Annotated in this window: 16 protein-coding genes; 5 read left to right on the forward strand and 11 right to left on the reverse strand. The window is 75.9% G+C overall.

Annotated features, from left to right (window positions below):
* Both AB6N24_RS23150 and AB6N24_RS19185 read right to left on the reverse strand, forming a co-directional pair.
* On the reverse strand, positions 1 to 408 hold a 408-nt coding region (locus AB6N24_RS23150), incomplete at its 3' end, for a DUF5691 domain-containing protein (RefSeq protein WP_489672066.1).
* A complete protein-coding gene (locus tag AB6N24_RS19185; protein ID WP_412870978.1) occupies positions 405 to 1,733 on the reverse strand; it encodes an SWIM zinc finger family protein in 1,329 nt (442 codons plus the stop codon). The genes AB6N24_RS23150 and AB6N24_RS19185, both read right to left, overlap by 4 nt.
* Before the next feature lie 197 nt (positions 1,734 to 1,930).
* Here AB6N24_RS19185 and AB6N24_RS19190 point away from each other — a divergent pair, with 197 nt between their 5' ends.
* Positions 1,931 to 3,319: a UTP--glucose-1-phosphate uridylyltransferase gene (locus AB6N24_RS19190; RefSeq protein WP_412870979.1), complete on the forward strand. Its 1,389-nt coding sequence runs from the start codon at positions 1,931 to 1,933 to the stop codon at positions 3,317 to 3,319.
* Between the two features lie 225 nt (positions 3,320 to 3,544).
* Here AB6N24_RS19190 and AB6N24_RS19195 read toward each other — a convergent pair whose 3' ends face one another.
* From AB6N24_RS19195 to AB6N24_RS19215, 5 genes are read right to left on the reverse strand one after another with little or no spacing between them, the layout of a single operon-like run.
* On the reverse strand, positions 3,545 to 4,381 hold the full coding sequence (locus tag AB6N24_RS19195; protein ID WP_412870980.1) for an HpcH/HpaI aldolase/citrate lyase family protein: 837 nt from the start codon (positions 4,379 to 4,381) through the stop codon (positions 3,545 to 3,547).
* Positions 4,378 to 4,851, reverse strand: a complete 474-nt coding sequence (locus AB6N24_RS19200; protein WP_412870981.1) for a MaoC family dehydratase — start codon at positions 4,849 to 4,851, stop codon at positions 4,378 to 4,380. The genes AB6N24_RS19195 and AB6N24_RS19200 overlap by 4 nt, the downstream gene beginning before the upstream one ends.
* Entirely contained in the window at positions 4,851 to 6,023 is a 1,173-nt protein-coding gene (locus AB6N24_RS19205) for an acyl-CoA dehydrogenase family protein (protein WP_412870982.1), read from the reverse strand. The genes AB6N24_RS19200 and AB6N24_RS19205 overlap by 1 nt, the downstream gene beginning before the upstream one ends.
* A complete protein-coding gene (locus AB6N24_RS19210) occupies positions 6,020 to 8,122 on the reverse strand; it encodes an ATP-binding protein (RefSeq protein ID WP_412870983.1) in 2,103 nt (700 codons plus the stop codon). The genes AB6N24_RS19205 and AB6N24_RS19210 overlap by 4 nt, the downstream gene beginning before the upstream one ends.
* A 5-nt stretch (positions 8,123 to 8,127) precedes the next feature.
* The gene (locus AB6N24_RS19215) at positions 8,128 to 9,750 is read right to left on the reverse strand and encodes a carboxyl transferase domain-containing protein (RefSeq protein ID WP_412870984.1); all 1,623 of its coding nucleotides are present in this window, start codon (positions 9,748 to 9,750) and stop codon (positions 8,128 to 8,130) included.
* Between the two features lie 237 nt (positions 9,751 to 9,987).
* Between AB6N24_RS19215 and AB6N24_RS19220 the strand changes: the two genes are divergently transcribed.
* On the forward strand, positions 9,988 to 10,590 hold the full coding sequence (locus AB6N24_RS19220) for an SACE_7040 family transcriptional regulator (RefSeq protein WP_412870985.1): 603 nt from the start codon (positions 9,988 to 9,990) through the stop codon (positions 10,588 to 10,590).
* Between the two features lie 92 nt (positions 10,591 to 10,682).
* Here AB6N24_RS19220 and AB6N24_RS19225 read toward each other — a convergent pair whose 3' ends face one another.
* The 4 genes from AB6N24_RS19225 to pdhA form a co-directional block, all read right to left on the reverse strand.
* The gene (locus tag AB6N24_RS19225) at positions 10,683 to 11,390 is read right to left on the reverse strand and encodes a hypothetical protein (RefSeq protein ID WP_412870986.1); all 708 of its coding nucleotides are present in this window, start codon (positions 11,388 to 11,390) and stop codon (positions 10,683 to 10,685) included.
* An 83-nt stretch (positions 11,391 to 11,473) separates the two neighbouring features.
* Positions 11,474 to 13,003 carry a dihydrolipoamide acetyltransferase family protein gene (locus AB6N24_RS19230; protein WP_412870992.1) on the reverse strand — a complete coding sequence of 510 codons (1,530 nt, stop codon included), beginning with the start codon at positions 13,001 to 13,003 and terminating at the stop codon, positions 11,474 to 11,476.
* 22 nt (positions 13,004 to 13,025) lie between these two features.
* Positions 13,026 to 14,033 (reverse strand): alpha-ketoacid dehydrogenase subunit beta, encoded by a 1,008-nt coding sequence (locus tag AB6N24_RS19235; RefSeq protein ID WP_412870987.1) that lies wholly within the window; start codon positions 14,031 to 14,033, stop codon positions 13,026 to 13,028.
* On the reverse strand, positions 14,030 to 15,295 hold the full coding sequence (pdhA, locus tag AB6N24_RS19240) for a pyruvate dehydrogenase (acetyl-transferring) E1 component subunit alpha (protein WP_412870988.1): 1,266 nt from the start codon (positions 15,293 to 15,295) through the stop codon (positions 14,030 to 14,032). Before pdhA ends, AB6N24_RS19235 begins: the two co-directional genes overlap by 4 nt.
* A gap of 162 nt (positions 15,296 to 15,457) precedes the next feature.
* On the opposite strand from pdhA, the gene AB6N24_RS19245 reads away from it, so the two are divergent.
* The 3 genes from AB6N24_RS19245 to AB6N24_RS19255 are packed head-to-tail and all read left to right on the forward strand — an operon-like array spanning position 15,458 to position 18,053.
* Positions 15,458 to 16,246 carry a CoA transferase subunit A gene (locus AB6N24_RS19245; RefSeq protein WP_412870989.1) on the forward strand — a complete coding sequence of 263 codons (789 nt, stop codon included), beginning with the start codon at positions 15,458 to 15,460 and terminating at the stop codon, positions 16,244 to 16,246.
* Positions 16,243 to 16,911, forward strand: coding sequence for a 3-oxoacid CoA-transferase subunit B (locus tag AB6N24_RS19250; protein ID WP_412870990.1), 669 nt, complete (start codon positions 16,243 to 16,245; stop codon positions 16,909 to 16,911). Before AB6N24_RS19245 ends, AB6N24_RS19250 begins: the two co-directional genes overlap by 4 nt.
* Complete coding sequence (locus tag AB6N24_RS19255; protein ID WP_412870991.1) at positions 16,908 to 18,053, forward strand: acetyl-CoA C-acetyltransferase; 1,146 nt, start codon at positions 16,908 to 16,910, stop codon at positions 18,051 to 18,053. The genes AB6N24_RS19250 and AB6N24_RS19255 overlap by 4 nt, the downstream gene beginning before the upstream one ends.
* The last annotated feature ends 52 nt before the right edge of the window (positions 18,054 to 18,105 follow it).

Here is an 18,105-nt window from a genome sequence, read left to right on the forward strand (position 1 = left end):
GGGGGGGGGGGGGGGGGGGGGGGGGGGGGGGGGGGGGGGGGGGGGGGGGGGGGGGGGGGGGGGGGGGGGGGGGGCGGCGGGGCGGGCCGGCGCGGGCGGCGGGGCGGGGAGCGGGCGCGTTCCCGCGCGCCGCATCGTCGTCAGGAGCGCCGCCGCGTCGAGCAGGCGTCCCGGTGCGTCGGTGCCCGGCAGCGTCGCCGCGAGCCGGCCGACCTCGCCCGGGAGGGCCGTGGCGTCGAACGCGCGCCGCGTCACCCCGAGCAGCGCGGACGTCACGAGGTCGTCCCACTCCAGCGCGCGGGCGTGCCCCCCGACCGGCGGCGCACCCACCGGCGCCGGCCTGTCGGCCCCAGGGACGCCGGGCAGCGCGCTCCCGTGCGCCGCACCCTCCGGCTCCACGGCGCTCATGCTGGCACCAGTGCGCCGTCGGCCAGGACCGACTCGGCACGGATCCCGCGCGGGGTCAGGGTCGCGACGAGGGTCACAGGGTGGCCGCCCGCGACGGCGAGCACCGTCCAGAGCCCTGGCGCGGCGACGAGCGGGAGCGCGTCGCCGGCCGCGTCCGCCACGAGCCAGCCGTCGGGGGCACCGCCCGTGGCGGGGACGACGTGCACGCCCGCCAGCACGACGGGCAGGTCGCTCGTCCACGGGTCCGCGGCGAGCGCGCCCGCCCACGCCGCGAGCGCGTCCCCCACGCCGCAGCCCGTCACGACGGACAAGGGGCGCGGCTCGCCGTGGCGGGCGCCGACGACCGCACGGAGCGGGAGCGCGCCCGGGTAGAGGTGCAGGTCCGCGTCGAGCGACGTGCCGGGCACGAGCGAGACGTCGAGCACCTGACCGGGCCCCGCGAACGACAGCACGAGCGCGTCGCGGCCCGTGCCCGCTCCACGCAGGTGCACCCGCCGGGTCGTGAGGCGTCCGTCCGAGGAGTCCCGCAGCGCGAGCACGTCCCAGCGGTCCCGCACGGGCGGCCCCGCGAGCACGTCCTCGGTCCGGACCGTCGCGCCGACGCGCGTGCGGACCGTCGCGGCGAGGTCGTCCGGGAGCGCGTCGAGCCGGCCGTGCGCGGTCGTCAGGAGGTGCACCAGCGCGAGCTCCTCGAGCAGGCGCCCCGGCCAGCCCTCACCCGACGCCGCGACCGAGGCGAGCCGGCGGACGGCGGCCGCGAGCCCGGGTGCCTGCGCGTCGACGAGCCGGGCGGCGACCGGGTCCGTCAGCGCGTAGCCGGCGGTGTCCGCCGACGCCACGCCGGTGCGGACCTGGTCGCGCAGCCAGCGCTCGAGCTCGGCGACCCCGGCCGAGACCCGCTGCTCGCGCTGCTCGGCGCGCCGGCCGGCGGCTCGCGGGTCCACCGGGGTGCGCTCGGCGCGGACCTCGGCCCGCTCGGCGCTGCGTGCGGCCCGCGCCGCCCGGGCCTCGAGCCACGTCGCGGCGAAGTCGGCCGGCTCCTCCTGCTCGGCGACCTCGCCGCCGGCCCACCGCACGAGCAGCGCGAGCGCGTGCTTGCACGGGAACTTGCGGCTCGGGCACGAGCAGGCGAACGCCGGCTCGGTGAGGTCGACGACGGTCTGGTAGGGCGTCTTCCCGGAGCCGGCGCACAGCCCCCACACGACGCCCGGCGCCGCACCCGTGGAGGTCCACGAGCCCGACGTCGCGAGCTTGCGCCCGGCCGCGGCCGAGGACGCGTCGGGGGCGAGCGCGAGCGCCTGCTCGACGGTCCAGGGCTGAGGCATGGCGTCACGGTAGCCACGTCGTCCGACACGGCGCAGGCGGCTCGCCCGAGGCGCGTGACGTGCGGCCGAACACCCGAGGGCGACCGGGCGAACCCGCGTCGACGCCACGGTGGACCTGCGCCGCCCGGTGCCGAGGGAGCGGCCCACGGGTCGGGCGCCGGGTGTGCACCGACTTGCCCGGCCCCTAGTCTCGAAGCATGAGCGCTGACGGATTGGACCAGGCCCGCCGGAAGATGACGGACGCAGGGGTGGCGCCCACTGCGATCGACGTCTTCGCCCGCTTCTACGGTCTCCTCGAGTCGGGGGAGACCGGCGCCATCGCCGAGAGGGACGTGCGCCCGCTGACCGACGTCCCTCACCTGTCCGACCTCGACGTGCCCGACGAGGCGGCCCGCGAGGCCCTCGCCGTGACCGCGGTCATCAAGCTCAACGGGGGCCTCGGGACCTCGATGGGCATGGACCGCGCCAAGTCGCTGCTGCGCGTGCGCGGCGACCAGACCTTCCTCGACGTGATCGCCCACCAGGTCCTGGCCGCGCGTGCCGCGACCGGCGCGCGGCTCCCGCTCGTCCTGATGAACAGCTTCCGCACGCGCGAGGACACCATCGAGGCCCTCGCGCCGCACACCGAGCTCGCCGTCGAGGGTCTGCCGCTCGACTTCCTGCAGAACCGCGAGCCCAAGCTGCGCGCCGACGACCTGACGCCCGTCGACTGGCCCGCGGACCCGAGCCTCGAGTGGTGCCCGCCCGGCCACGGCGACCTGTACACCGCGCTCTACGCGTCGGGCACGCTCGAGCGCCTGCTCGACGCGGGCTACCGGTACGCCTCGGTCTCCAACTCCGACAACCTCGGGGCGTCGCCCGACGCGCGCATCGCCGGCTGGTTCGCCTCGACGGGCGCGCCGTTCGCGGCCGAGGTCGCGCGCCGGACGCCTGCCGACCGCAAGGGCGGCCACCTCGTGGTGCGGGCAGCGGACGGGCGGATCGTCCTGCGCGAGACCGCCCAGACGCTGCCCGAGGACGCCGAGGCGGCCGCGGACATCGAGACGCACCCGTTCTTCAACACGAACAACCTGTGGCTGGACCTGCCGGCGCTGGCCGACGAGCTCGAGCGCACGGGGGGCGTGCTCGACCTGCCGCTGATCCGCAACGACAAGACGGTCGACCCGACCGACTCCTCGTCGACGCCCGTGGTGCAGATCGAGTCGGCGATGGGCGCGGCGATCGAGGTGTTCGACGGCGCGGTCGTGCTCGAGGTGGACCGCTCGCGGTTCCTGCCGGTCAAGACGACGAACGACCTGCTCGTGCTGCGTTCCGACGTGTACCGCTCGACCGAGGACCACCGGCTCGAGGCCGTCGTGGACGCGCCCTTCGTGGACCTCGACAGCACGCACTACAAGACGATCGGCACGTTCGACGAGCGCATCCCCGTCGCCCCGTCGCTCGCCGGTGCGTCCGCCCTGCGCGTGCAGGGCGACTGGACGTTCGGCCGCGACGTCGTCGTGACCGGGGACGCGCGGCTGTCCGACCCGGGGGAGCCGTCCACCGTGCCGGACGGCGCACGGATCGGGGCCGAGGGGATCGCCTGACCCGCTCCACCCGAGCCCCGGTCACGGGCGGCTCGTCACGAAGGCCGGCGTCCTGGGGCGCCGGCCTTCGTCGTGCCCGGGGCGACCCGCCTGCGGCCCCAGCCGGTCTGCTGCCCGATGTCGACGCGCAGCGCCGGTCACCGGCTCCGCAGAAACGTCACGAATTGGGCGATACCCACGCAGATGCGGACTGCTCCGCGCGGTGAGCAGCTGCGAGCGCGGCCCTCAGGCGGTCCAGGCCCGCCCCGGCGACGCGGTCCCCGCCCGCCGCAGCACCTCGCGCGCGTGCGCGAGCACCGGACCGTCGACCATCCGGCCCTCGAACCGGAACACGCCGCGCTCGCCGGCGGCGGCGTCGAGCAGCCGGCGGGCCCGGTCGACGGTCGCGCCGTCGGGCCGGAACGCGGCCCGCACGACGTCGACCTGGCTCGGGTGGATGCACGCCGTGCCGGCGAACCCCGACGCGGCGGCGTCCTCGGCCTCGCGGGCCAGGCCGTCGAGGTCGGCGATGTCCATGTGCACCGCGTCGTACGCGGGCTTGCCGTGCGCGCCGGCGGCCACGAGCACGGTCGCACGTGCGTGCCGGGCGACATCCCGCCAGCGCCCGTCCGGGTGCCGGCTCGCCGTCCCGCCGAGCGAGGCCACGAGGTCGTCGGCGCCCCAGTGCAGCGCGACGACGTGCGCGACGGCGGCGATCTCGGCGGCGTGCAGCACCCCGGCGGCCGTCTCGACGAGCGCGATCGTCGCGAACGGCGCGAGCGCGTCGAGGTCGGCGGCGCTCGCCGTCTTCGGCAGCATGACGGTCCGGTACGGGGTACGGGCCAGCGCGTCGAGGTCGGCGGCGAGGTCCGCGGTCCCGGCGGCGTTGACCCTCACGACCGTGCGCTCCGGGTCGAGCGGCGTCCCGACGAGCGCGGTGCGCGCGGCGGCCTTCGCCGGCGGGGCGACGGCGTCCTCGAGGTCGAGGACCACGGCGTCGGCGCGCTCGGCGGCCTTCGCGTAGCGGTCGGGGCGGTCACCGGGGCAGAACAGCAACGCAGGTCCGAGCGGGGCCGCCGTCACGGCTGTGCCCCGGCGCGCCACAGCAGCACCGTCCGCGTCGCCGTCGCGACCACGGTGCCGTCCTGGTTGCGGCCCGTGTGCGCGAACGTCACGACGCCCTGGCCCTCGCGCGAGGCGGACAGGCGCTTGCCGGTCACGACCGTCTCGGAGTAGAGCGTGTCGCCCGGGAACAGCGGGTGCGGGAAGTCGACGTCGGTCAGCCCGAGGTTCGCCACGAGCGTGCCCTGGGTGAGCTGCGCGACGGAGCTGCCGACGAGCGTCGCGAGCGTGAGCATCGAGTTCACGAGCGGGCGCCCGAACGGCTGGCCGGCCGACCACGCCGCGTCGAGGTGCAGCGGCTGGGTGTTCATCGTCATCGTGGTGAACGCGACGTTGTCGGCCTCGGTGAGCGTGCGGCCCGGGCGGTGCAGGTAGCGCACGTCGGTCTCGAGCTCCTCGTACCAGAGGCCGCGCTGCACGGCGTCGCGCATCAGAACCGTCCCGCCAGCCCGAGCTCGCGCGCGATGACCATGAGCTGCACCTCGGTCGTGCCCTCGCCGACCTCGAGGACCTTGGAGTCGCGGTAGTGCCGCGCGACGGGGTTCTCGTTGAGGAAGCCGTAGCCGCCGAAGATCTGCGAGGCGTCGCGGGCGTTGGCCATCGCGGCCTCGCTGCCGATGAGCTTCGCGAGGCTGGCCTCGAGCTTGAACGGGCGCCCGGCGACGAGGCGGTGCGCCGCGTCGAGGTAGGCGAGGCGGGCGGCGTGCGTGCGTGCCTGCATGCGGGCGATCGTGAACTGGGTGTGCTGGTTCTCCCCGATGGTCCGGCCGAACACCCGGCGGGTCCCCGCGTACCGGATCGCCTCCTCGAGGCAGCCCTGCGCGGCGCCCGTGCACAGTGCGGCGAACGCGACGCGGCCCTCGTCGAGCGTCTGGATGAAGCTCGCGAACCCGCGCCCGCGCTCGCCGAGCAGGTTCTCCGCGGGGACGCGGACGTGGTCGAGCACGAGCGGGTGCGTGTCGGAGGTGTGCCAGCCGACCTTGTCGTAGGCCGGACCGACGTGCAGCCCCGGGGTGCCGGCCGGCACGAGGAACGCGGTCAGCTCCTTGCGGACCGAGCCGTCGGGCCGGGTCGTCTCGCCCGTGACGGCCGTGACGGTCACGAGCCGGGTGATCCGCGTCCCGGAGTTGGTGATGAACTGCTTCGAGCCGTCGATGACCCAGTCGCCGCCGTCCAGGACCGCGGTGGTGCGCGTCCCGGCGGCGTCCGAGCCGGCCTCGGCCTCGGTGAGCCCGAACGCGGCGAGCGCCTCGCCGCGCGCGAGCATCGGGATCCACTCCTTCTTCTGCGCGTCGGTCCCGCTGCGCCACACCGGCATCGCGCCGAGCCCGACGCCCGCCTCGAGCGTCACGGCGATCGACTGGTCGACGCGCGCGAGCTGCTCGACGGCGAGGCACAGGTCGAGGTAGTCCCGCCCCTGACCGCCGTACTCCTGCGGGAAGGGCAGCCCGAACAGGCCCATCTCGCCCATCTGCGCCAGGATCTCGTAGGGCAGCTCGCGCTTCGTGTCGTACTCGTACGCGGCGGGCGCGACGACGGTGTCGGCGAAGTCGCGCACCTCGTCGACGAGGCGCTGCTGGGCGTCGGTGAGCTCGTGGCTCATGATCGGGTCCCTTCCTCGGCGGGCGCGGTGGTGACCTGCCCGGTGGTGTCCTGCCCGGTGCGGTCGGTGCCGTGCGGCGTGATCGTCGCGAGCACCTGGTCGAGCGCCACCCGGTCGGCCGGTCGGGCCTGGAGGGTGACGACGCCGTCGGTCGTCGCCGTGAGCCGGTGCTCCATCTTCATCGCCTCGACGGTGAGCAAGGGCTGCCCGGCGGTCACGTGGTCGCCGGTCGCGACGTCGACCGCGACGACGGTCCCGGGCATCGGGGAGCGGACCACGGGGTCGGCCGCCCCGGCGGGACGGTCGACGTGGGTGCGTGCCTCGGCGAGCGCGTCGAGCCGGCCCGAGACGCGCAGCGCGACGGCGGACCCGTCGCCCCCGACCCACGTCGTCGCGCCGTCCGACGCGACGCGCACGGTGCGGACGACCCCGTCGACCGTGAGCTGCGTCGTCGTGGCGTCGACCGGGGCGAGGTGCGCGCGTACCGGCGGCCCGCCGTCGAGGCGGACCCGGGCGTCGTCCGCGGGGCCGAGCACGGCGACCTCGGTCCGCTCGCCGTCCCCCGAGGTGACGACGTGCACCGTCGGGGCGTGCTCGCCGAGCCGCCACCCGTCGCGGTCCCACGCCGACCCCGCGCTCACGCCCGTGCCCGTGCGGTCGGCGGTGGCCCGGAGCGCCGCGACGAGTGCCGCGTCCGGCACGCGCGCCGGCGCGGCCAGCTCGTCGAGGTGACGCTCGATGAGCCCGGTGTCGAGGCGGCCCGCGCGCACCTCCGGGTGGGCGACGAGCCGGCGCAGGAACGGGACGTTCGTCGTGAGCCCGAGCACCGTCGTCGAGGCGAGCGCCGCGTCGAGCCGCGCGAGAGCCGTCGGCCTGTCGGGCCCCCACGCGACGACCTTGGCGAGCATCGGGTCGTAGGTGGACCCCACCTCGCCGCCGACGGCGAGCGCGCTGTCGACCCGGACCCCGTCCCCGGACGGCTCGTCGAGCAGGAGCACGCGCCCGGCCGTCGGCAGGAACCCCCGCGCGGGGTCCTCGGCGTAGACGCGGGCCTCCACCGCGTGGCCGGTGAGGCGCACGTCGTCCTGGGTCAGCCCGAGCGGCTCGCCCGCGGCGACGCGCAGCTGCTGCTCGACGAGGTCGATCCCGGTGACGAGCTCGGTGACCGGGTGCTCGACCTGGAGGCGCGTGTTCATCTCGATGAAGAAGAAGTCCTCGGGCGCACCGGCCTCGACGAGCAGCTCGACGGTGCCGGCCCCGGCGTACCCGACCGAGCGGGCGACCGTGCACGCGGCCTCGCCGAGGCGGGCGCGGGTCGCGGCGTCGACGAGCGGGGACGGGGACTCCTCGACGACCTTCTGGTGGCGTCGCTGGAGCGAGCACTCGCGCTCGCCGAGGTGCACGACCGCGCCGTGGGCGTCCGCGAGCACCTGCACCTCGATGTGTCGCGGTGCGGTCAGCAGGCGCTCGAGCAGGAGCGCGTCGTCCCCGAACGCCGAGAGGGCCACCCGGCGTGCGGCTGCGAGCGCGGCCGGCAGCTCCGCGGCGGAGCGCACGACCGTCATCCCCTTGCCGCCGCCGCCCGCCGAGGGCTTGACGAGCAGCGGGTACCCGACGTGCGCCGCGCGGGCGACGAGCTCGTCGTCGGAGAGCCCGGGCTCGTGCGTCCCCGGGACGACCGGGACGCCGAGCCGGGCGACGTGCGCCTTCGCACCGATCTTGTCGCCCATGACCTCGAGGGCGTGCACGGGCGGGCCGACGAAGGTGATGCCCGCATCGGCGCACGCGCGCGCGAGCGCGGGGCTCTCGGACAGGAACCCGTACCCGGGGTGCACGGCGTCGGTGCCGGTCGCCTTCGCCGCACGCAGCACCGCGTCCACGTCGAGGTAGCTGGCCTGCGGCTCGGCGGGACCGAGCCGGACCGCGACGTCCGCGAGCCGCACGTGCGGCGCGCCCGAGTCCGCGTCGCTGAAGACGGCGACCGAGCGGATCCCGAGCCGGCGCAGCGTGCGGATCACGCGGCAGGCGATCTCGCCCCGGTTCGCGACGAGGACGGTGCGGAACGGGGGAGCGGGCGAGGCCCCGGGGGCGGTCGGCACGGCGCTCACATCCGGTACACGGCCGCGGCCCGCGGCTCCAGGGGGACGCCGCGGCACACGTCGAGCGCGAGCCCGAGCACGCGCCGGGTGTCCGCGGGGTCGAGGATGCCGTCGTCCCACAGCCGCGCCGTCGACCAGTACGGCGAGCCCTGCTGCTCGTACTGCTCCCGGACGGGGGCGGCGAACCGCTCCTCGTCGTCGGCCGACCACGTCTCGCCGCGGGCCTCGAGCTGGTCGCGGCGCACCGTCGCGAGCACCGCGGCGGCCTGCGCGCCGCCCATCACGGAGATCCGGGCTCCGGGCCACATCCAGAGGAACCGCGGGGAGTACGCGCGCCCGCACATCGAGTAGTTGCCGGCGCCGAACGACCCGCCGATCACGACCGTGAGCTTCGGCACGCGGGCCGTCGCGACGGCCGTGACCATCTTGGCGCCGTGCTTGGCGATGCCGCCCGCCTCGTAGTCCCGCCCCACCATGAAGCCGACGACGTTCTGCAGGAACACCAGCGGGATCCCGCGCTGGTCGCACAGCTCGACGAAGTGCGCACCCTTGAGCGCCGACTCCCCGAACAGCACGCCGTTGTTCGCGACGATCCCGACCGGGTGCCCGTGCAGGCGGGCGAAGCCGGTCACGAGCGTCGTGCCGTACTCGCGCTTGAACTCGTGCAGCTCGCTCGCGTCGACCAGCCGCGCGATGACGTCGCGCACGTCGTACGGCTCCTGGAGGTCGACCGGGACGACGCCGTACAGCCCGGCCGGGTCGGCGAGCGGCTCCCGGACCTCGGTGACGTCCCAGGCGTGCTCGCGCGGGGCGGGGAGCGTCGCGACGATGCGCCGGACGATCCGCAGCGCGTCGGCGTCGTCCTCCGCGAGGTGGTCCGCGACCCCCGAGACGCGCGTGTGCAGCTCGCCGCCGCCGAGGTCCTCGGCCGTCACGACCTCGCCCGTCGCGGCCTTCACGAGCGGGGGGCCACCCAGGAAGATCGTGCCCTGGCCGCGCACGATGACCGTCTCGTCGCTCATCGCGGGCACGTACGCCCCACCCGCGGTGCACGAGCCCATGACGCAGGCGACCTGCGGGACCCCCGCGGCGGACAGCCGGGCCTGGTGGTAGAAGATCCGCCCGAAGTGGTCCCGGTCGGGGAACACCTCGTCCTGCATCGGCAGGTACGCCCCGCCCGAGTCGACCAGGTAGACGCACGGCAGCCGGTTCTCCAGTGCGACCTCCTGCGCGCGCAGGTGCTTCTTGACCGTCATCGGGTAGTACGTGCCGCCCTTGACCGTCGCGTCGTTCGCGACCACCACGACGTGCCGGCCCGCGACCAGGCCGATGCCCGCGACGACGCCCGCGCCGGGTGCCTCGTCGCCGTACATCCCGTGCGCCGCGAGCGGCGCGAGCTCGAGGAACGGGCTGCCGTCGTCGAGGAGGGCGTCGACGCGGTCGCGGGCGAGGAGCTTGCCGCGCGCGACATGGCGCTCGCGGGAGGCCATCGGGCCGCCCTGCGCCGCCGTGCGCAGGCGCTCGCGAAGCTCGTCGACGAGCGCGCGCTGGGCGGTCTCCCGGGCGGCGGACGGCGTCGCGGCAGGCGGCGGCGCAGCGGGGTCGGCCGTGCTCGTGGTCGTCGTCATCGACGCTCCTGTCCGGAGGACCGCTGGTCTCGGATCGAGTGAACACCCATTCACCGAATCCGGCTAGTGTTCGTTCACCGAGATGTGCGTGAGGTGGGCGCGCGCGGACGAGGCGGGCGGGAGCGTGGCATGAGCGGTGAGGCGGGCACGCTGGTCCCCGGTGCGCGGAGCCGTCCGCACAGCGCCGCCACCGGGGGTGGACCCGGCGACGGTGCGGCGGGGCGCGAGAGCCGGGGCGTGACCGGCACGGCGGGCACGTCGGGCACGGCCCGCGGGCGTGCCAAGGCCGAGCGTCGCGCCGCCCTGCTCACGGCCGCGGCCCGCCTGTTCGCGCTCCGCGGCTTCGAGGGCGTGTCGATGGAGGACCTCGGCGCCGCCGCCGGCGTGAGCGGCCCTGCGGTCTACCGGCACTTCCCGGGCAAGCACGCGGTGCTCGCGTCCCTCCTCGGCGGCGTCAGCGCGGAGCTGCTCGACGGCGGACGCGCCGTCGTCGACCAGGCCGCAGACGACGAGGCGGCGCTCCGCGGGCTCGTCGCCTTCCACGTCGAGTTCGCGCTCGCCGACCCCGACGTCATCCGCGTGCAGGACCGCGACCTCGAACAGCTCGCCGAGCACGACCGCCGCTCGGTCCGCACCCTGCAGCGCCGCTACGTCGAGCTCTGGGTCGACGTGCTGGCCCGCCTGGACCCGACGGCCGACCGCCCCGAGCTGCGGCTGCGCGCGCACGCGACGTTCGGGCTGCTCAACTCGACCCCGCACAGCGCCCGGGCGCTCCCGCGCGCCCGGGTCGAGGCGCTGCTCGCCGAGATGGCGCTCGCGGCGCTCGGGCACCCGGCGTAGCGACGCCCGCACGCCGCACGCCGCACCCCGCTGGGTCAGGACCGGTCGCCTCGGCGGGTGGGCCACGCCGACACCGGCGCCTCCGGGGACCGTCAGACCACGGGCACCGGCACGGGCGCGGACCGCGGGGCGCGGATCACGAGCGGGACCTCCGCACCCGGGCGCACGGCGCGGAAGTCGCCTGCGCCGGCGGGATCCAGCACCTGCGCGGCGGCGACCGTCGTCACGAGCGCGATCCCGGCGGAGTCGGCGTGCGCGAGCCACAGCCGGCCGAGAGCCACGGCGTCGTCAGCGTCCTGCGCGGACAGCACGTCGCACCACACGATCGGGCCGGTGTGGCCGGACGCGACGAGCTGCTCGGTTGCGCGGCGCTGATCGTTCCGGCACCGCCAGGACAGCCGGAGCTGTCGTCGGTGCTCGATCACCCAGACTGCCGCCGCGGCCAGGACAGGACTGGTGACGGCGACCAGCAGGCCGACCGGCATCCCGACGACCGCGACGCAGAACACGAGGACGGCGGCGAGCAGCGCGAGATCACGGGCGATCCCTCTCCACACCCCCTCGACGGCGGGCTGGGGGAAGGGCCGCAGCGCAGCCGTGCCGTGCGCCGCCGTGGAGCCGGCCTGGAGCGATGCGCTCAGCAGCAGAGCGCACACCCACCGCCACGGTGCCACGCTGCGCCCGAGCCACGTCCCGGAGATGCGGAAGTGACGGTCCGCCAGGCGCCACCGCCGGCCCGCGCTCGTGAGGCGGAGGTGCTCCGGGACGAGGTCTCCAGCGGACGGCGGCGACGCGGGCATCCGGACAGTGTGCTGCACCGGAGGCGATCCCCGGGGGCGGTTCGGCAGACCCGCCGCACCGCCCCCGGGGACACGGCCCGGTGTCACACCATCGCGAGCACCGACCCCGGGTTCGCAAGCACCGCGCCGACGTCGGCGACGAACCGCGCCGCCTGCTCGCCGTCCACGACCCGGTGGTCGAACGTCACCGCGAGCGTCACGACGCTGCGCAGCGCGATCTGGTCCCGGTGCTCCCACGGCCGGCGCCGCACCGCGCCCACCGCGAGGATCGCGGCCTCGCCCGGGTTGAGGATCGGGGTCCCCGCGTCGATGCCGAAGACCCCGACGTTGGTGATCGTGATCGTGCCGCCGACGAGGTCCGCCGGTGGGGTCGTGCCCGCACGGGCCCGCTCCGTGAAGTCCGTGAGCGCGTCGGCGAGCGCGGCCAGGTGGAGCCGGTCCGCGTCCTTGACGTTCGGCACGAGCAGCCCGCGAGGGGTCGCCGCGGCGATGCCGAGGTTCACGTAGTGCGGCTGCACGATCTCGCCGGCGGCCTCGTCCCAGCGGGAGTTGACCTCGGGCGTGCGGGCGGCCGCGATCGTGACGGCCTTCGCGACGACCGTGAGCAGCGTGAGGCGGTGGCCGGCGAGCGCCCGGTCGCGGCGCAGGTCGTCGAGCAGCTCGAGCGTCGGGGTCACGTCGACCGTGAGGAACACCGTGGCCTGCGGTGCGGTGAACGCGCTCGCGACCATCGCGGCGGCGGTCCGGCGGCGGACGCCCGTGACCGGCGTGCGCTCCTCGCGCGGCGGCCCGCCGGGTGTCTCCGGTACCCGCGTCCCGTCCCTCGGGGAGCTGGCCGGCGCCGCCCCGGGATCCCGGTGCGCGCGGGCCAGGACGTCGTCACGCGTGATGACGCCGTCGGGTCCGGTGCCCACCACGCCCGTCAGGTCGACGCCGAGCTCGTGCGCGAGCTTGCGCACCGGCGGGTACGTGCGCGGCCGCTCGCGCACGGTCCCTGCGGCGCCTGGAGCGGCGTGCACGGGAGGACCTGCGTGGCCCGGCGACGGCGGGTCCGCCGGTGCGCGCCCGGTGTGCGGGGCCGGGGGAGCCGGTCGCCACGCACGTGGCCGGCGCCGCGGCCGGTCCGTCGTCGCGACGGCGGGTCCGTAGCCGACGAGCACCGACGTGCGCGCCGCGACCGGCGACCGCCCTCCGGCGCCCGCCACCGCCGCCGACGACGCGGCGTGCGCTACGGCGGGCGACGACTCCGCGTGCGCCTCAGCGGGGGACGACGCGGCGTGCGCCGTCGACGCGGAGGTCTCGTGAGTCCCCGTAGTGGCCACGGGCACGCGCCTTGCCGCCGCGGACGACGCATCGGCGCGGGCGGCGGCCGGCGTGCCCTCGCCGCGCCCCGGAGCCGTGTCGACCGCCAGGATCGGCGACCCGACCGGCACGGTGGTCCCCGGCTCGACGAGCAGGCGCGCGACGACCCCCGCGTACGGTGACGGCAGCTGCACCGCGGCCTTCGCCGTCTCGACCTCGGCGATCACCTGGTTGAGCGCGACGGTGTCGCCCTCGGCGACCTCCCACGACACGAGCTCCGCCTCGGTCAGCCCCTCGCCGAGGTCCGGCATCGCGAACTCCTCGATCGCCACGTCAGCCCCTCCAGCCGGTGAGGGAGTGCTCGCGGCCGAGCACGCGGTCGACCGCGTCGAGGATCCGGTCGAGGTCCGGCAGGAAGTGCTCCTCAAGCTTGGCGGCGGGGTAGGGGACGTCGAAGCCCGTCACGCGGACCGGTGGAGCCTCGAGGTGGTAGAAGCACCGCTCGGTGATGCTCGCCGCGATCTCCGCGCCGAGGCCGCCGTGCTGCTGCGCCTCGTGCGTGATGACGAGCCGGCCCGTGCGCCGCACCGACGCCTCGACGGTCGCGAGGTCGATCGGGGACAGCGAGCGCAGGTCGACCACCTCGACCGAGATGCCGTCGTCCGCGGCGGCGAGCGCGACGTCGCGCGCGGTCATCACGAGCGGCCCGTACGCGACGAGGGTGACGTCGGTCCCGGGCACGACGACGCGCGCGGTGTCCATCGGGGCGGTCGAGGCGTCGATCACGTCGTCGACCTCGCCCTTGACCCAGTAGCGCCGCTTGGGCTCGAAGAAGATCACCGGGTCGTCGCACGCGATCGCCTGGCGGAGCAGCGTGTGCGCGTCCTGGGGGTCGGCGCACGTCACGACGCGCAGGCCCGGCGTGTGCGCGAAGTACGCCTCGGGCGACTCCGAGTGGTGCTCCACGGCGCCGATGCCGCCGCCGTAGGGGATCCGCACCGTGATCGGCATCCGGATCGCGCCGCCCGTGCGGTGGTGCAGCCGCGCGACCTGCGTGACGAGCTGGTCGAACGCCGGGAACACGAAGCCGTCGAACTGGATCTCCACGACCGGTCGGTACCCGCGGTAGGCGAGCCCGACGGCCGTGCCGACGATGCCGGCCTCGGCGAGCGGGGTGTCCATGACCCGGTCGGCGCCGAAGTCGCGCTGCAGCCCGTCGGTCACGCGGAACACCCCGCCGAGCGTCCCGATGTCCTCGCCCATCAGCACGACCGTGGGGTCGTCCTCGAGCGCGCGCCGCAGCGCCGCGTTGAGCGCACCCCCGAGCGTGAGCTCCCTCATCGGGTGCCTCCCGCCGGGCCGCCGGCCGCCGTGCCGTCGCCCGCTGTGTCGTCGCCGGCGCGCTCGTCGAACATCGCCAGGTATGCGGCGTACTGGCTGCGCTGGCGCTCGAGCCACGACGTCGGCGTCGTGTACACGTGGTCGAACACGCTCAGCGGCGGCGGCGGCTCGAGCCCGTGGCAGCCCGCGCGCATCTCGGCGGCCGCCGCGTCGGCGCGGGCGGTGACCGCGCCGGTCAGCTCGTCGGTCAGCCGGCCGCGGTCGGCGAGGTACCGCTCGACGCGGGCGATCGGGTCGAGCGCGACCCACTGCTCGTGCACCGCCGGGTCGACGTAGCGGGTCGGGTCGTCCGACGTCGTGTGCGGACCGCGCCGGTACGTCACGGCCTCGACGAACGTCGGCCCGCCGCCGGTGCGGGCCCGGTCGAGCGCGACGCGGGTCACCGCGGTCACGGCGAGCACGTCGTTGCCGTCGACGCGCACGCTCGGGATCCCGTACCCCGGGGCCCGGTCCGCGACCGGCCGCCGGGCCTGCAGCCCGACGGGCTCCGAGATCGCCCACTGGTTGTTCTGGCAGAAGAAGACGACGGGCGCGCGGTACGACGCCGCGAAGACCATCGCCTCGTGCACGTCGCCCTCGCTCGTCGCGCCGTCGCCGAAGTACGCGACCGCGACCGAGTCGACACCGTCCTTGGCGCAGCCGATCGCGTAGCCGGTCGCGTGCAGCGTCTGCGCGCCGATGATGATCGTCGGCGTGGCCATCCCGACGGCGCGCGGGTCCCACCCGGTCGCCGCGGTGCCCTTCCAGACACGCACCAGGTCGGTCGTCGAGACGCCGCGGCACCACGCGACGGCGTTCTCCCGGTAGCTCGAGAACACGAAGTCGTCCGGGCGGAGGGCGCGCGCAGAACCGACCTGGGCGGCCTCCTGACCCAGGAGCGGCGGCCACAGCCCGAGCTGGCCCTGGCGCTGCAGCGCTGTCGCCTCGATGTCGAGGCGACGCACGACGACCATGTCCTCGTAGAGCGCGACGAGCCGGTCGTCGTCGAGGTCGGCGACCCACGGGTCGTGCTCGGGGTCGGCCCGGCGGGTGCCGTCCGGCGCGAGGAGCTGGACCGGGGCAGGCCCCGCTCCGGGGCCGGGCGCGGGCCCGGGTTCGGGGCTCGCGGGCCGGGGGAGGGCGTCGCCGGGGTTCGTGACCGGCTCGGCGCTCGCGGGGCTCGTTCGCGGGGTGACGTCTGGACGCAGCTCTGAACGCAACATGGTGTGCTCCGTTTGTTCGGCGGAGCCCGCGCCCTCGTGAGGTCTGGGCTCCATCGCCCGATGTGCTGCCAGCGTACGACGCGCGGGGTTACGGTGCTCCGAAGAGGTGCGCGCGTCGCTCACGAGGCTGCCGTGCACGTGGTGGTGCGAGGAGGCACGCCCATGGACAAGGTCGTCCGGTCCGCCCAGGAGGCGGTCGCCGACATCCCCGACGGTGCGACGCTCGCGGTCGGGGGCTTCGGGCTCTGCGGCATCCCGAGCGTGCTCATCGGCGCGCTGCTGGACGCCGGCACGCACGACCTGGAGGTCGTGAGCAACAACTGCGGGGTCGACGACTGGGGTCTGGGGCTGCTGCTCCAGCAGCACCGCGTGCGCCGGGTCATCGCGTCGTACGTGGGCGAGAACAAGGAGTTCGCGCGCCAGTTCCTCGCGGGGGAGCTCGAGGTCGAGCTGACGCCGCAGGGCACGCTCGCGGAGCGCCTGCGTGCGGGCGGCAGCGGCATCCCCGCGTTCTACACCGCGACCGGCGTCGGGACGCAGGTCGCGGAGGGCGGGCTGCCCTGGCGCTACGACCCCGACGGCGGGGTCGCCGTGGCGTCCCCGCCGAAGCCGGTCGACCGGTTCACGGTCCGCGGTGTCGAGCGGGAGTACGTCCTGGAGCGGGCGATCACCGCCGACTTCTCGCTCGTGCGGGCCTGGAAGGGTGACCGTGCCGGGAACCTGGTGTTCCGCGCGTCGGCCCGCAACTTCAACCCGCTCGCTGCGGCGGCCGGCCGGGTCGCGCTCGCGGAGGTCGAGCACCTCGTCCCGGTCGGGGCGATCGAGCCCGACGCGGTGCACCTGCCCGGGATCTTCGTCGACCGGATCGTCGAGCTCACGCCCGAGCAGGCCGCCGACAAGCGCATCGAGCGGCGCACGGTCCGCACCGACCGCACCGGGAGCGCGTCGTGACCGGGCGGCTCACGCGTGACCAGCTCGCTGAGCGCGCAGCCCAGGAGCTCGTCGACGGCACGTACGCGAACCTCGGCATCGGCCTGCCGACCCTCGTGCCGAACCACGTGCCCGACGGGGTCGAGCTCGTGCTGCAGTCCGAGAACGGCGTCCTCGGTGTCGGCGCGTACCCGGCGGAGGACGGCGTCGACCCCGACCTCATCAACGCCGGCAAGGAGACGATCACCGTCGAGCCGGGCGCGAGCTTCTTCGACTCCGCGACGAGCTTCGCGATGATCCGCAGCGGCAAGGTCGACGTCGCGATCCTCGGCGCGATGCAGGTGTCGGTCGGCGGGGACATCGCCAACTGGATGATCCCCGGGAAGATGGTCAAGGGCATGGGAGGCGCCATGGACCTCGTGCACGGCGCGCGACGCATCGTCGTGCTGATGGAGCACACCGCGCGGGACGGCTCGGCGAAGCTCGTGCCCGCGTGCACGCTGCCGCTCACGGGCCGCGCGGTCGTCGACCGCGTGATCACCGACCTCGCGGTGATCGACGTGACCCCGGCAGGGCTCGTGCTGCGCGAGCGCGCGCCCGGCGTGAGCGTCCAGGACGTCCTCGACGCGACGACCGACGTGCCTCTCGCGGTCGAGGGCGACGTCCCCGAGATGGTGCTCCGGTGACCGGCCGGGACGTGGTGCTCGTGGCGTTCGCGCGCACGCCGATGGGACGCCTCGGCGGCGGGCTCGCGACGCTCACCGCGGCCGAGCTCGGCGCGGTGGCGATCCGCGGTGCGCTCGACCGGGCGGGGATCGCTCCCGAGGACGTCGACCAGGTGCTGATGGGGCAGGTCGTGCAGGCCGGCGCCGGTCAGAACCCCGCCCGCCAGGCTGCTCGCGGCGCCGGCATCCCGTGGTCGGTCCCGGCGGCGACCGTCAACAAGGTGTGCCTGAGCGGGCTCAGCGCGATCGTCGACGCCGCGCGCACGATCCGGCTCGGCGAGGCCGACGTCGTCGTCGCGGGCGGGCAGGAGTCGATGAGCCAGGCCCCGCACCTGCTGCCCGGCTCGCGCCGCGGCTGGACGTTCGGCGACGTGCGGGCGGTCGACTCGCTCGCGCACGACGGGCTCACCGACGCGTTCGACGACGAGTCGATGGGCGCCTCGACCGAGCGGGGCAACGCCCGGCTCGGGATCACGCGGGAGGAGCAGGACGAGGTCGCGGCCGAGAGCCACCGCCGGGCAGCGCTCGCCGCCAAGGACGGCGTGCTCGCGGAGGAGATCGTGCCCGTCGACGTCCCGCAGCGCCGCGGCGACCCCGTACGCGTGGCCGCCGACGAGGGCATCCGTCCCGACACGACCGCGGCGACGCTCGCCCGGCTGGCCCCGGCCTTCGCCGCCGACGGCACGATCACGGCCGGGAACGCGTCGCCGCTCACGGACGGGGCGGCGGCCGTGGTGGTCATGAGCCGGGAGCGCGCCGAGGCCCGAGGGCTGCCGTGGCTCGCGGAGATCGGTGCGTCCGGGCAGGTCGCGGGGCCCGACACCTCGCTGCACTCCCAGCCGTCCGCGGCGCTGACCGCCGCCCTCGCCCGCGCCGGGTGGGCCGTCGCCGACCTCGACCTCGTCGAGATCAACGAGGCGTTCGCGTCGGTCCTCGTGCGGTCGCTCGCCGACCTCCGGTACCCGCACGAGCGGACCAACGTGCACGGCGGGGCGATCGCCCTCGGCCACCCGATCGGCGCGTCCGGCGCGCGGCTCGCCGGCCACGCCGCGCTCGAGCTCGCGCGGCGCGGGTCGGGGCGCGCGGCCGAGCCCTCGACGTAGTCACCCTCGGTCGGCTTGACCCACGCGAACATCTTGCGCAGCTCACGGCCGG

The organism is Cellulomonas jepli (genome assembly GCF_047229345.1).
Lineage (GTDB): Bacteria > Actinomycetota > Actinomycetes > Actinomycetales > Cellulomonadaceae > Cellulomonas_A.

Coding starts and splice junctions, on each gene's coding strand:
- AB6N24_RS19185 (WP_412870978.1), bottom strand. CDS start 1,733: ATGCCTCAGCCCTGGACCGTCGAGCAGGCGCTCGCGCTCGCCCCCGAC.
- AB6N24_RS19190 (WP_412870979.1), top strand. CDS start 1,931: ATGAGCGCTGACGGATTGGACCAGGCCCGCCGGAAGATGACGGACGCA.
- AB6N24_RS19200 (WP_412870981.1), bottom strand. CDS start 4,851: ATGCGCGACGCCGTGCAGCGCGGCCTCTGGTACGAGGAGCTCGAGACC.
- AB6N24_RS19205 (WP_412870982.1), bottom strand. CDS start 6,023: ATGAGCCACGAGCTCACCGACGCCCAGCAGCGCCTCGTCGACGAGGTG.
- AB6N24_RS19215 (WP_412870984.1), bottom strand. CDS start 9,750: ATGACGACGACCACGAGCACGGCCGACCCCGCTGCGCCGCCGCCTGCC.
- AB6N24_RS19225 (WP_412870986.1), bottom strand. CDS start 11,390: ATGCCCGCGTCGCCGCCGTCCGCTGGAGACCTCGTCCCGGAGCACCTC.
- AB6N24_RS19230 (WP_412870992.1), bottom strand. CDS start 13,003: ATGCCGGACCTCGGCGAGGGGCTGACCGAGGCGGAGCTCGTGTCGTGG.
- AB6N24_RS19235 (WP_412870987.1), bottom strand. CDS start 14,033: ATGAGGGAGCTCACGCTCGGGGGTGCGCTCAACGCGGCGCTGCGGCGC.
- pdhA (WP_412870988.1), bottom strand. CDS start 15,295: ATGTTGCGTTCAGAGCTGCGTCCAGACGTCACCCCGCGAACGAGCCCC.
- AB6N24_RS19245 (WP_412870989.1), top strand. CDS start 15,458: ATGGACAAGGTCGTCCGGTCCGCCCAGGAGGCGGTCGCCGACATCCCC.